Origin of the sequence: Flavobacterium salmonis, assembly GCF_903819435.1 — a bacterium.
GTDB classification, from domain to species: Bacteria; Bacteroidota; Bacteroidia; order Flavobacteriales; family Flavobacteriaceae; genus Flavobacterium; species Flavobacterium chungangense.
In genome coordinates this window covers 1-14428 of the sequence record NZ_CAIJDP010000057.1, presented here as the reverse complement: position 1 = coordinate 14428, position 14428 = coordinate 1, and the positions used below count along the sequence as shown (strand labels likewise).

At 33.4% G+C, this 14428-nt stretch carries 9 protein-coding genes; 4 read left to right on the top strand and 5 right to left on the bottom strand.

What is annotated here, in order from left to right; genetic code table 11:
* Positions 1–5: 5 nt before the first annotated feature.
* The 4 genes from FLACHUCJ7_RS02655 to FLACHUCJ7_RS02640 form a co-directional block, all read right to left on the bottom strand.
* Positions 6–1544, bottom strand: a complete 1539-nt coding sequence (locus FLACHUCJ7_RS02655; RefSeq protein WP_180907825.1) for a T9SS type A sorting domain-containing protein — start codon at positions 1542–1544, stop codon at positions 6–8.
* A 60-nt stretch (positions 1545–1604) separates the two neighbouring features.
* Entirely contained in the window at positions 1605–2882 is a 1278-nt protein-coding gene (locus FLACHUCJ7_RS02650; RefSeq protein ID WP_180907824.1) for a hypothetical protein, read from the bottom strand.
* 71 nt (positions 2883–2953) lie between these two features.
* Positions 2954–4519: a transglutaminase domain-containing protein gene (locus tag FLACHUCJ7_RS02645; RefSeq protein ID WP_180907823.1), complete on the bottom strand. Its 1566-nt coding sequence runs from the start codon at positions 4517–4519 to the stop codon at positions 2954–2956.
* 42 nt (positions 4520–4561) lie between these two features.
* On the bottom strand, positions 4562–6391 hold the full coding sequence (locus tag FLACHUCJ7_RS02640) for an O-antigen ligase family protein (protein WP_180907822.1): 1830 nt from the start codon (positions 6389–6391) through the stop codon (positions 4562–4564).
* A 152-nt stretch (positions 6392–6543) separates the two neighbouring features.
* Here FLACHUCJ7_RS02640 and FLACHUCJ7_RS02635 point away from each other — a divergent pair, with 152 nt between their 5' ends.
* Entirely contained in the window at positions 6544–7671 is a 1128-nt protein-coding gene (locus FLACHUCJ7_RS02635) for a helix-turn-helix domain-containing protein (protein ID WP_180907821.1), read from the top strand.
* 83 nt (positions 7672–7754) lie between these two features.
* Positions 7755–8519, top strand: coding sequence for a hypothetical protein (locus tag FLACHUCJ7_RS02630; RefSeq protein ID WP_180907820.1), 765 nt, complete (start codon positions 7755–7757; stop codon positions 8517–8519).
* A gap of 61 nt (positions 8520–8580) precedes the next feature.
* Here FLACHUCJ7_RS02630 and gldA read toward each other — a convergent pair whose 3' ends face one another.
* Complete coding sequence (gldA, locus tag FLACHUCJ7_RS02625) at positions 8581–9477, bottom strand: gliding motility-associated ABC transporter ATP-binding subunit GldA (RefSeq protein ID WP_031454327.1); 897 nt, start codon at positions 9475–9477, stop codon at positions 8581–8583.
* Between the two features lie 651 nt (positions 9478–10128).
* Here gldA and FLACHUCJ7_RS02620 point away from each other — a divergent pair.
* Both FLACHUCJ7_RS02620 and FLACHUCJ7_RS02615 read left to right on the top strand, forming a co-directional pair.
* Entirely contained in the window at positions 10129–14106 is a 3978-nt protein-coding gene (locus tag FLACHUCJ7_RS02620) for a DUF5977 domain-containing protein (protein ID WP_180907819.1), read from the top strand.
* Positions 14107–14218: 112 nt separating this feature from the next.
* Positions 14219–14428 (top strand): DUF6443 domain-containing protein (locus tag FLACHUCJ7_RS02615; RefSeq protein WP_180907818.1); only part of this gene is annotated, 210 nt, incomplete at its 3' end.

Genomic DNA, 14428 nt, shown 5'->3' with positions numbered 1-14428 from the left:
CGCCCTTATTTTTTAATTAAAATAGTTGTTTTTACTTCTGTGCCATAAGTCAGTCTCAATATATAGTAGCCTGCAGGTGCGTTTAGCGCAAGGGTTCTGGTTTGTGTTCCCTGCTCCAGGTTTTTCCATTGCTGGCTATATAACTCCCTGCCAGTACTGTAGTAAATACTCACACCTACATCTGCAGGTTTTGCCAGGTCGAAACTCAAATTAAAATCTGTTACTACCGGATTTGGATGTATGACCACAGAAGAAATGATTTCCTGAACGTCATTTGTTTTGATTTGTTTTTTCTCTAAAATCAGGTACATCGGTTTTTCGTTTTCACGCTCTTTGATGTTGTAAAGCTGTAGGTTACCTACCATAAATAACGATTCATCGGTTTGCAATAATTGTAGTTTAGCATCCTTAAATTCATAGCTATTAAGACTGCCTTTGTAAAAATGCTCCGTGCGGTCTATTTTAGAATCTTTAAATACAATAGCATCGTCTTGTATTTGGGCATTAAAAATAACCGTGTCGCCATCAATTTCTTTCCATTCACCATTAAGTTCTTTGCCTGTCTGCTTTAGGTCGATTTGCAATGCCGTTTTGCTTATAATATTTTGGCCGCTAAAGTCGTAACGCAATACATAACCTGTATAACTCTCGGAAATTTCGGTTGTAATAGGAGCTTGTTTTACTTTTTTAAAAGTTTCGGGAGCTTCGGTTTCGGTAATGGTTATGATTTCACCAACAGGTGCTGAAATGGTTTTTAGCTGATTAGGATTATAATTTTCGGCCTCCGGATCGTCCAGTTCCATTCGGGATGGTTTTACGCCCATTGCTGCTGATTTGCTGAGGTAGAATTTGGCTTTTTCTAAATCAATAGCTACTCCATAACCATTGCGGTAACAGAGTCCCAACATGTACATCCCCCAGGGATTGTGTTTTTGTACTGCCACTTCAAAGTGTTGTATGGCGAGGCTGTAGTCTTGTGTGCAGCCAAAACCTTTGTAGTACAAATAGCCTTGCAGATAACTGCAGTGCGAATTTCCTTTTTCAGCACCCTGCTTAAAAATACTCATGGCCAGCGGATAATCCTGAGGTACTCCGTTTCCTCTCATGACCATTCTACCCCATGCGGTGTAGGCTGAACTATACCCTGCCGTGGCTGCTTTTTCAAAATATTGTATTGCTTTTACGGGATCTGTTGGGGTACTTACACCTTCGTGGTATAATATTCCCAGATTGTACCAGGCCTTAGTATAACCTGCTTGTGCTGCTTTTTCGAGCCATTTTAATCCTTCCTGCTCGTTTACAGCTACGCCGGAGCCCTTAGTGTAAATAAGTCCCAGCGCATTCATGGCTACTGGATTGCCTTGTGATGCTAGCTCAGTATAACTGGCTACCGCTTTTTCCGGGTTATAGTTTTTGCTTCCTTTTACGAGCTGTAGCCTTGCCGTTGCTAATGTTTTGCTAATGTCCGGGGATTCCTGCGAATGTCCCAGCATGCTGCTTAGGAGCAGCAATAGACATACTCCTTTTTTGGTAATTTTCTTCATTGGTTGTATTTAGGTTGATTGTTATTATTTTTGAGTTGAATTAAAATTGTATTAACAGATTTACCATGCCAAAGCATTTTTTGCATTTTCACTTTTAGCTTTGCTTCGGCTTAGAGCATCTAATTGTACTAAGATTTCAGGTTTTTTTTGCTCAACATCACGCACAAGAAAACGAGTTTCAGAAGTTTTCCAGTTTTTGTTTTTTTCTAATGCGATCAATAATTTCAGATGGTAATTTGCGAGTTCAGGCATTAGTTTTTGCTGGTCTGCATTTTTAGTCAATCCTTCTGATTCTAATGCTGCCCAGCTTTGATTGGCTTTTTTAATTGCTTCATTTTTGTTTTTGAGATTAAGCCATTTGTTCATTTGCTCTGAGGTTACAATTTTGGCTATGTTCTCAAATTCTGACGGTAATGGTTTGGGAGTTGTAAAGTTTCCTTTTAAATCATTTTCTTTATTTTCAATTATGATTTTTTCAAATGTCAGGTATTTTACGAGCAGGGTATCTATTTGTTTCTGGCTCAGGTTCAGTTCTTTTTCAAATTGAATCAGTGAGGCATATTTGTTATTAGCATGTTTTTGGTCTGAAAGGATTTTTGAACGGATCAAAAGTGGCGGTTCCATCATTGTCGCTTTAAGACTCAGGAAATCCTGTTTCTTTTTTTCATACAATTCTGCTTTTTTATCCAGAAAGCCATTTTTAGCAAAATGAAAATCCACGAGCTGCTTAAATTCTTCTTGCTCCTTACCCGGAGTATTTATTTTTAATTTTAATATTCCCTGCCAATCTGTTCTGGCATCTGCAATCGACTGGTCTTTGTAGGTAGATTTTACTACATCAACATATTGTTGTTTATTTAATATTTTAGATAGTTTACGATTGTAAAATTGGATTGTTTCTTTTGTTGATTTTTGAGGGGTAGTGCTGACAGAATCATTAAGCTGGCGTATTTTATTGATTTGTTCCGGCTGCAATTTTAAATGCGGAGCGAGGATTAAAGCCGCCAAAAACCGATTGTCTTTGTCCATTTCGTAATTATACTGTTCCATTTCTTCTACAGACAATATATTCTTTAGGAATGTTTTGTCAATAGAGTTGTAATATGCTTTTAATGATTCTGCAGGAGCGCCAACAGCTAAACCTGCATTAACAATACTATCAGTCTTCATAAATTTTTGCGCCATTTTAATTTGCTTATCTTCGCTCAAATTGACTTTAGAGATTACATCGTCTATTTTATAAACAATATGTGCAGGATAACGTTTACTAACATTTGGGCTAACCTGTGCCTGACCCAGGATCGGCAGGAACAGCAGGCTTAAGAGTAATTTTGTCATTGGTATTTTTTTTTAGTTATTTAAAATTGATATTGTAATTGATATTGTAATTGATATTGTAATTGATTCTTTTAAAACCAAAAGCGTTCGCCATTCTCTTGTATAATAAAAGGGCGTTCCAGTCCTCTGGAATCACTGGCAAGAAAGAGGAACAAAGCATTTTTAGGGGCTTTCTCAAACTTCATTTCGGTTACAGGGCTGGTTACTGTTTGCTTTCCTAATGTTTTCCAGCTGTTGTCCCAATACAGGAGCTGGTAGGTTATCCCCAATTTAAATTTTAAGTATTTTTCTTTTTCGGCTATTAGTACTTCGCTGGTTTGTGTAAGGTCGGGCTGTAATACTTTTGTGGTTGTATTACCAATAACAACAGGAGCGCCTGCGGGTGTTAATTTACCATTGCTGTAATATTGCGGAATAATGACTGTTTGTTTGCAGAGTTTTGTAAAAACGGTTTCATTTTTTTCTGTTTTTCCCCACCAGAAAGCTCTCCATGCCAATCCGTTAAACGTGGTTGCATATACAATTTTAGGAGGGTTTTCTTTTGGATATAGAGGGCATTTTACGGTAGTAGTCTCCCAGAAATCATTGGTTACATCAATGTAATTTTGCTGTTGCAGGGAGCCTTTCGGTATATTGCTTATATCTTCGATACTGGCTAATGTTTCAGGATTTTTAGAATACGTCAGTCGGATTACTTTAGCAGGTTCTCTTGCCAAGTTCTGGCGAAAATCCTTTGTCCCATAATCGCAATTAAGCATTTGTCTATTTTCATCAAAAAAAGTATTGGTATAATGGCCTTCGGTTGCCGTTGCCCAAAACGGAATAATGTTAACTGCCGCAGGAATACCTTGTGAGCGCATAGTAAATACACTCATACTGGCAATATCGGAGCAGGGACCTTGTTTACGAAAAAGCAATTGAAGACTCCCGAGTCTTGGCAAAGGCTCGGTACGTTTTTCTTTCCAGTTATTGACAAACCAACTGTCATAATTATCTTTAACATATGGCAAGGTAGCTTGCAAGCCCTTGGCAGAAATTTGCTCATTTATCCACTTAAATTTGTCCGTGTAGGCAGGACGCCAATCTTGTATAGGTTCTACGCTTACTCTATACGGCAAAATATATTCGCAAAAATCATCAAATGAAGTTGTTTTTATTGCGGATGATCTCCATGCCTTAAAAGCATTTTCTAAATTTTGAATTAAATAATCCCCTTTTATGGTTTCAATATCTTTATAAAGAACAGGCTTGGCTTTTAGTCCTGGATTTTGCTTTTTTATGCTTTCAAATGCGATTTTTGATTGTTCAAAATCAGTATAATCCAATTCGTTGTAGGCAATCTTATTATTCGCACTATCTTCCCAATAATAATCTGATGAAGAATGAATATCCATATTGGCAATCAAAAACTGCATGGCTTTTATTTTCAGGGGATCACCGGTTTTATTGCTGTATTCCAATGCTTTTTCTAATTCGGATCTATTGTTTCCTGCTTTTTTTAAAGCGGTTTCAACCGGAGGAGCATATTGTGCCTGAGCTAGAATAGGAATTAGAAAGAATAGGGTTTTGAAGAGTCGCCAGGACCATATAAGCGGACTTTGATCTTCATGTTTTTTAGCAGATTTTTGATTATGCATAGTGTTAAATTTGGTTTTGTTGTTAGTTTAGTTTACTTGCTTCTATTGCTTTTCCAAATTTTTTAGTAAAGTCCGGCACATGTTTTTGTATTGATTGACTTTTTCAGATGGTATTTTTGGTTTTAACAAGACGATGTAATTTGCTAAAGCAATTGCTTTGGCGGTTTCTTTATTTTTTAAATAAGCTTTTAACAGTCTCATTTTGTACGAGAATTTTGCCGGATATAAAGCAGTTAGTATTTCGTATTGCATAATGGCTTGTGGATATTGTTTTAATTTTTCAAGACAAATTCCGGTTCCATTATAAATATCCGGTAATGAACTTAAGGATTGCGCTTTCTTAAAGCAGCTTAAAGCCTCGCTGTAGCTATGATTTTGAAAATAAACTGTGCCATAGTTTTTCCAGTAATTGGGATTTTCTTTTAGATAAGGTTCTAAAGCAGGCATGATTTGTAAAACCTGTTGGTAATCTGCATTTTTGATTAGAAGTGTCGTTTTTTTGTTTAAGCCGTCTGCTCTGGCCATGCCAAGAATAAGGTATGCTGAATATAGACTCGCAGCAAGCATCCCTGTTTTAGAAAGAATAGATAAAGTTCTTCTGTTTTGAAGAAATGATGGTTTTAGAAACGGTGTGTTTTTAAGGGTACTGCAAATAATAGCAGTATAGATAATAGCCAAACACATTACCGGTACAATCTGAATGGTAGAATTAACCATTGACATTGCAATAAAAGATACAGTTGAGGCATACGCTAAATTGAAATAGCTGTTTTGAGGATGAAAAGGTGTTTCAGTCTTTAAAATAGTTTGATTTACTTTTTTTTGCTTTAGGGCAAAAAGAATTGAACCAAAAAATAACGAAATTAATAACACGCCTGTAATACCGCCTTCAACAGCATTTTGAAGCAGTTCGTTATGCGGCATGATAACTGGACCTGCATTGATTAATTCTTCAGGAGAGGCTTTTCCGATTTTAATGTAATTGGCCTGATGCAAATTATATTCCTTTTCAAAAAAACCATAGCCATATCCCGTTAATGGTTTCTCGGGTATCATTTGAGCAGATAATTTCCAGATCAATTTTCTGCCATCAGCCGAAGCTTTTTTTGCATTATATAACTGTGAACTTAACGGAATAACAATCATTAAACCCAAAACGAATAATGCTTTTGCAGTGATATTATTTTTTTTGTTTTTTATCCAGTTTATAAATTGATATTCTAAAGTATAAAAAATGATTACAGATAATATTGTACCAATAAAAGCTGCCCGGCATTTGAGTAATAGTAGTGCGATTAATAAAGATGAAAATCCACACAGGACTGCTTTTTGGTATTTTTCCTTAAACAAATACAGGAAAATTGGTACAGTGAGAGATAAAAAAATGGCAGTTACATTCGGGTTATTCCAGCTGCCTGTAACAGCGATTAGTTTGTTTTCGCCTTTGCATACTCCCAAAAATTGTAAAATGCAATACAGAGATTCTATGGTAGAAATTCCTGCAATCCCGAGGAAGAATTGTTTGAATTTAAAATTGGGAATACTAAAAAGAGCGGTCGCACTAAGTAGTAAAAAATAAAGGACAATGGAGTAAATTGTAAAAACCAAAGTTGCTCTTTGTGCCGAATAATTAAACAAAACATATAGGCACCATAACCCAAATAAAAAAACGGGGAGTTTGAAGTAGGATTTTTTATTTAAGGGTAAGACAAAAATGGAAATAATGGTAAAGAGCGAAACTGTTATGCAAAATCCATAGTAGGCAAGAGCTGTCGAATTGTAAAAATACGTTGAATTAAGAAGTGTGGCTACAATGATTGCAAGAAGCAAAATGGTTAGAATCTGGTTTGCGGAATAAGAAATATATTTCAATTTTTTAACATTAAAAATAATTATGGCGTAAAAATATGGTTAAAATAATGAATTAGTAATACCTGAATTTGATGATATTTGTGTTTTTTACATTTATTAATTTTAAGTTTTAAAAATGTTATATTTAGTAGCGTTTAAAATAACCTTTTGATATGATGAACTTTCCAACTCTGATGGGTATTACCTCTGGATCAGCTTTTCTGCTTGGTTTTATACTTTTTTTAAATAATCGAAAAGTAAACGTCAAAGCCAATAAATACCTCGGATTATTTGTTGTTACCCTGGGGTTTACCATGTTGGAAATTCCGTTGTTTTATCAAAAATTTCATTTGCAGCATCCTTATCTTTTCGAAATGATAGGGTTGTCAAGATTTTTGACTGCTCCGTTGCTTTATATCAGTATTCTCTATTTTACGTCTATACATAAAAAATTTGAAAAGAAAATTTTATGGCACTTTTTACCTTTCGCCATTTTTACGATATTCAGGTTTCCCTTTTTTATCACAGGAAAAAACATCGAATTCAGTTATGAAACCGGCAGTATAGTATTTTTTGTTCTGCGAATTGCATTGCCCCTTCAGGCTGTTATTTATTGGTGTTTGTCTTTTGGCAGATTGCAGAAACACCTTAAACATCTGCAGCAGATTTCATCTTCAACAGAGAAAACAGATCTTATCTGGTTGAAATATTTTTTACTGATTTTGGTGTTAATAATATTGGTTTGGTTCAATCTCGTATTTTTTAACTTAGAGTACCTCATTCAATTTACACCTTTCATTTATCTTTTGAGTGTCTTTTTTTTAGCCTATTTTTCTTTGCAGCAAAAAGAGATTTTCGATTTTAGCAAACCCGAATTAAATGAATTATCATCTGTTCAGTTATATAAAAAAGACAGTCCAAAAAGAGTGTCTGGCAACAGATTAACTGAATTAGATGAAAAATTAAGAATGCTTACAGAATCAGAAAAAATATATTTGGAAAATGATTTAAGTCTGCCCGTTTTGGCAAAAAGATTAGGAGCTAGCTGCAATGAAACCTCTTTTGTAATCAATGAATTGTATCAGGATAATTTCTACAATTATATAAATAAATATAGAATTGAAGAGGCAAAAAAAATGCTATTGTCTGATAAATATACTCAATTGAATGTTTTGGGAATTGCTTATGAATCCGGTTTTAATTCTAAAACAACATTTAATACCACTTTTAAAAAACATACCGGAATGTCTCCAACAGAGTTTGTAAAATCAAATACGAATCTGATAAAAAAAGAAGCTTAATTACGTTCGAAAGGGTACATCGGAACATTTACTAGCTGAGTAATATTCAAATTTGCAGCATAGTAACTCAAATACCGATAACCATGTTAGAACATTCATCTTTAGAAATTCAAAATTCAATCTGGAAAAAATTTTTCACCACTTTAATTCTTGGACTCGAATTTTCCGCTTTATTGTTACTGCTCGGCAATGGGGGCAATATTCCCTGGTTTCCGCCTGTTTTGGTTTTTTCTTTAATTGGAATTTCATTGTTCGGTGTGTTGTTTTTTCCGCTGATCTGGCATTTATTAGAAAAAAAACAAAAAATCAATTCAACAAAACTATATGGCATTTTGTACAGCGGCATTCGATATTGCATCGCTTTTACTATTGCTGCTTTTGGCTGGAAGAAATTTTACGGGCTTCAGTTTATTGTTCCGGCAGAAATTGCAAATATGCCTATGAACCGACAGACAGGCGAGTGGCTAACCTGGTTTTATTTTGGGTATTCACATACTTTCGGAATCATAATAGCAATGATACAAATAGCGGGAGGATATTTATTGTTGTTTAGAAAGACCTTATTAATTGGAGCCATAATTTTGTTTTCTCTGCTTTTAAATCTGACCTTAATTAATATTTTTTACCATATGAATGCCGGTGCTTTATTACAATCGATATTGCTCACAATTGGTGTTTTATTTTTGATTGCCTTAGACTATAAAAAGCTTTTAGCGTTTTTTCTAAAGACAAAATCTAATTTACCTACATTAAACTTCAAAAATGAAATTTCGAAAAACATACTTCGGGTTTCCGCTATTATATTATCATTATTATTTACGATTTATCTCAAATCATTGGTTAAATAAAAAAAGAAACTCGTTTTAAATATTTTAAAACGAGTTTCTTTTTTATCTGAAATAGAAAGTATTATTTAGTGATTTCTCTAAATACAGCTTCCAGATTTTTATTTTTCTGATTCAATTGTAAAGTCTTCAATCCATTATCGTGCGCAAAATCAAAAACAGCCGGACGCATGTCTTTATCAGCTAAAAAAGTTAATTCCCATAAGCAATCATGTATGTTTTTAAATGATTTCAAATGTGGAATTGTAGCAATGACCTGTTCTTCAATTTTATAATCAAATTCAACTTCGATCACCTGCTCTTTGTCTGCTGAAATTAAATTGTCGAGTTTTTTATCCGCTACAATTTTTCCTTTGTCAATAATAATTACACGATCACAAATAGCTTCGACTTCCTGCATGATGTGAGTAGATAAAAATACGGTTTTATCTTTACCAACATTTTTGATCACATTTCGAATTTCAATCAATTGATTAGGATCCAGACCTGTAGTCGGCTCATCTAAAATCAAAACATCAGGATTGTGTAATAAGGCATTGGCAAGTCCTACACGCTGGCGGTATCCTTTAGATAACTGACTGATTTTTTTATGGCTTTCGGGTGTTAGTCCTGTAAGTTGAATTACCTCTTCAATTCTGGATTTGTCAACTTTATAAACATCAGCATTAAAAGCTAAATATTCGCGAATATATAAATCCAGATACAACGGATTGTGTTCTGGTAAATAGCCAATAGAGCGCTGTACTTCTTTGGCATTTGTCACGACATCATGACTATTTACAATAGCTGAGCCACTATCGGCAAGTAAATAAGTAGTCAAAATTTTCATCAAAGTAGATTTTCCGGCACCGTTTGGCCCCAAAAATCCTACGATCTCTCCTTTTTCAATTTTAAAAGAAATTTCATTTAAAGCTTTTTGCTCTCCGTAACTTTTTGATATGTTGTTTACTTCTATCGACATGACTTTTTATTTACTGCAAAAGTAAACAGAAATAGTATTGTTTGCTACATTTTGTTTTATCAAAGAAAAATAGTTACAATTGGTTTTATGACATAATTGTGAGATATCTTTATTTTTAAAGTTAGACTAAACATTATAAAATCTATTTATTCTTTTCTTTATTTAAAAAAATCAGTTTTGGTAATTATAAGCTACATCTATAATCACTAAATAACTACATATTATATCTTTAAAAACAATTATTTTGGATTTTCAACTTGGAGGACACTCATTTCAATTTAAAGATCAGTTCTGTTTAATTATTCGGGATCTATTTCTATGTAAATATATATCAGTAACCAAAAAAATATCTGTTGCAGTTCTAATAAATAATTTTTAAAATTGCACTTTAAAAATTATTTAACAATATAATTCTATATAAAATTTACAAGAAGAATATATTTTATTCCAAACTCATATTAATAATCAGATGATACTTTTATAGAGTTGGAATAAACTAATTACAGGATTGTATTTGACAAAAAACAATGTATTTGAAAGTTTTAATCAAACTATAACTTTGTTTTGAATTTAAGCAAATTATAAACATTAACAACAAACTAAAGTTTTAAATAAATAAATCTACAGAGTTATCTGTTATACCAAATTACAATGAAAAATATTACAACATTCTTATTAGTTTTTGTTTCAACTTTATTGTTTTCGCAAACAGATGAAATACAGAAAATCATTCCTTTATCCCCAAATGCTGCTGCTTTTGTAAAATATGGTGAAATTCCGGTAAGTAATTTTACAGGAACGGCTAATGTGTCAGTTCCAATTTATACTATAAAAACAAAAGAGTTCACTCTTCCTTTAGAATTAAGTTATCATACGGGAGGAAATAAAGTTGAAGAGGTGGCTTCATGGGTTGGTTTAGGGTGGTCATTGTCTAATATACCTATGATTTCCAGATCGGTGCGCGGTATTGCAGATGAAATTAGTGGGGGATATATGTCAAAATATATGGGATATACTGCAGAGAATCTTATTCTGCATTTATCTGAAAATGATATAAAAAAAATTAATTTTAAAGATGCATTGCGATCTGGAACAGCCGATTCTGAACCAGATGTATTCTTTTTTAATATTAATGGCAAAAGTGGAAAATTTGTCTTTGACCAAAATACTGGAAAATTTGTAACATTAGAAGAATCTCAAATAAAAATTAGCTATAATAACAATAATGGTTTTTTTACAATTATTACAGAAGATGGATATGAATATCTTTTTTCAGAAAAAGAAATAGCATATTCTAACAATGAAGAAAATACAACAGGATGGTATGTTTCTAGCATTTCTTCTCCAAACAAAAATGAAAACTTAATTTTTGAGTATAATTTAGAACAACAAACTTTAAAAACATTAGCCCCAAAAACCAAACTTCTTTATTTAAGTGGAACAATGGAAGATACAAATCTTTTAACAAATGGGTCTGTAACAGTGATTAATACAGTACATTCCCAACTTTTAAAAAAGATTACATTTGATGGAGGATTTATAGAGCTCAATTCAGATAACTCTGAACGGTTAGATTTACAGGGGGGGCATAGTTTGAAAAATATAAAAATTAAAAATATAAATGAGAATTTAATTTTTAATTATGATTTTGAGTATAAATATATAACTCAGGGAGCTTGTTATGGTAATGAAACTTACACTAACAAATGGATGTTATTAGAGAATTTAAAAAGCACTGCTTCTTCTATGCAGCCAATATCTTATTTTTTTTATTATGATGAAAGTTCCATTCCACCTTGTCGAAATAGCCCTGCTCAAGATTATTGGGGATATTATAATGGTGCAACTGATAATGAAAATTTAATACCTACTGTGGTTTCTCCCAACTCAAGCAATCCAATAAAAGGAGCAAATAGATCTGTTAATCCTGGAAGATCACAATTTGCTATTTTAAAAAAAATAGTTTATCCAACCGGAGGATATACTGAATTTGATTTTGAAAATAATGACAGCTTCTCAAATGAGTTACCAACTTCAAATGTAACTGATGAATCTGCAACAATAGACGGAAGCACTACCGTTGGACTTGAATACTATTATGAAACTTCATTTACAATAAATAATCCTCCAGATATGCTTTTAAATGGTAATAATCCAAAAGGAGGATCATTTGCACAATTTGCTATGGGATGTGGTGGCTGTGGGATAAAGAATGGAATTGCTAATGCAAATGTTAATTTTAGTTTAACAAGAGAGGCAACAGCAAGTTCTCCTTCTGAGACTTTTTATATTTCAAGAATTTTCAATGGTTATTTACAAAATGGAAATTATAACTTGGTTGCCAGTATAAATTTAACATCTGAAGAAGGTGCTAATTTGAAAGATTTTTTTGTTTCTGTTGTGTGGAAAAAAAGGATACCTAATTCAAATCGCAATAGGTACGTTGGTGGTTTACGGGTTAGAGAAATAAGAAATTACTCAGTTAATAGTGATATACCTATAGTTAAAAAATATAAATATAAACAAGATTATAATTCTGATTTGAGTTCTGGTAAAGTATTCAATGAGCCTTCTTTTGTTTTTGAAGATGATATTGTTTTGGGAACAGGTGATTGTTCTAACGGAACATGTGCTGGTGTATATCGAAGATTAAAGTCATACAGCAATATTCAACAAGTAACCTTTTCAGGATCAAGTATTGGTTACGAAACAGTTATTGAAGAATCAAATGATCCGAAACAAACCGGAGTTGCAATATATAAATATACTCATTCTGTAGATGTTGTAGATAATAGATTTCCTTATCCTTCTCCAACAAGTATGGAGTTATACAGAGGGCAGCCAAAAGAAATTTCATTTTTCAACAAAAACGACCAAGGTGAATTAATTTTAGTAAAAAAGCAAGAATTTGAATATAATGCTGAATTGAATAATTCGCAAAGAAGTATCTTTAAAAACATAAGTGCTTTTAAGCTGGGTCAATTTGGTTATTATTTTTTAGATGTCGATCTTGCTTCTGTAAAATTTGACAATACGCATGCTTTAGCTACATATGAAATTGCTACTGGTCTTAACCTATTATCCAGTGAAAAAACCACCTTGTATTCAGACAATGGGAACTTGATTACTCTGAAAACTTATAATTATAATAGCCCAATTCATTTTTTATTAACAAATGAAACTTTCGGGTCATCAACATCTGCTTCATTATTAACAAAATATTTCTATCCACAGGATTCCGAAATGATGTTAAAACCAAATATAAACAATTTAGTAGCAAAAAATATTATAAATAAACCGCTGGTTACACAAACATTTAACGATAATTCAAAACTCTCAGAGCAAGAAACTAAATTTGGACTCTTTGGTAATTTACTATTACCCCAGTTTATCTATTCAGGAAAAAATTTAACTACTGATAAAAAAATCACTTACGATAAATACGATAATAAAGGAAACATACTTCAGTACACTCCGGAGGCAGGTACAACAGTTTCAATAATCTGGGGATACAATAAAACGCAACCGATAGCTAAAATTGAAAATGCCACAAATTCAGAAATAGCCTTAGCTTTAGGAGTGACTGATCTCAATAACATTAACGAATATAACTTGACTGCAATAAACAATCTTAGAGTAGTACTTCCTAATACCATGGTAACAACCTACACACATATTCCATTAATAGGAGTAAGTACTATTACAGATGTAAAAGGAATATCAACTTATTATGAATATGATGTTTTTGGCCGATTATCACTTGTTAAGGATCAGAATCTAAATATTCTACAAAGATACTGTTACAGCTATAAAGGGCAAATGGTAAATTGTGACTCTGACAATCCTTATGTGTTTGTATATAAGAGTGTTGCTATGAGTAATTCATTTACAAAAAATAATTGTACTTCAGGAACAGTTGGTTCCAGTGTCGTTTACAGCCAAAATGTAGGTGCTGTCACTTCTACAGTTTCCCAAGCTGATGCAGATGCAAAAGGGCTTGCCAGGTTTGAAGCCGATGGACAGGCAAATGCCAATACAAACGGAACCTGTACAACTCCACTACCTGCTGCACCTACAGGATTAACATTTACCATTGCTACGGCTACGTCGCTAAATTTTTCGTGGACACCCGTTTTAGGAGCTACGAGCTATAAAATATACAAAAACGGATCAGATACCGGGATAACCTCTTCGACTAATACAGGCTCACTATCTGGATTAACACCCTCAACAGCTTACAGCATTCAGGTGCTGGCTGTTAATGCTTCAGGCAATAGCGCTTTAAGTACTGCTGTATCAATGACTACAGCTGCAACACCTGTATCTAATAGCTGCACTTTGAATTTCGAGAGAGAATCAGGGACCAGCTATATGTACAAAAATGGTTCGAGGTATTTAACCAGATCGACATCGGGTACCTCTAGCGGGACATTGGCAGCAGGAGATACTTTTTATGTAACAGTTAGCGCATCAAGCACTTATTATAAGGGTATAGTTATTTCAAGTTCAGTCAGGGGATCATTATATAATACACTTATTCGAACTGGCAGTTCTGTAACTTCTCCAACCTTTACAAAAACAGGTTCAGAAGTAATAACCATAGATTGTATCACTACTACAATGCCTTAAGAATATATTAACAGAATAGAAACTTATTGATTATCAAATCAAAGCACCATCAGTAATTTGATAAAGAGGCTTTATTAAACATTAATAATACATGAAAAAAAATATACTACTATTGATTCTGTTGTCGTATGCAGGCTTGGGTCTTAATGCCCAAAACCTGAGCGATGATAATTTTATATATACCGCAGTACCCAAAAAAGCGGTAAAGGCTGCTGAGTTCAATACCCTGACAAAAGATCAGGTAACACAGAATATCACCTATTTTGATGGACTGGGACGACCTGTGCAGACCATCGCGATCCATCAGGGAGCAAACGGCGAG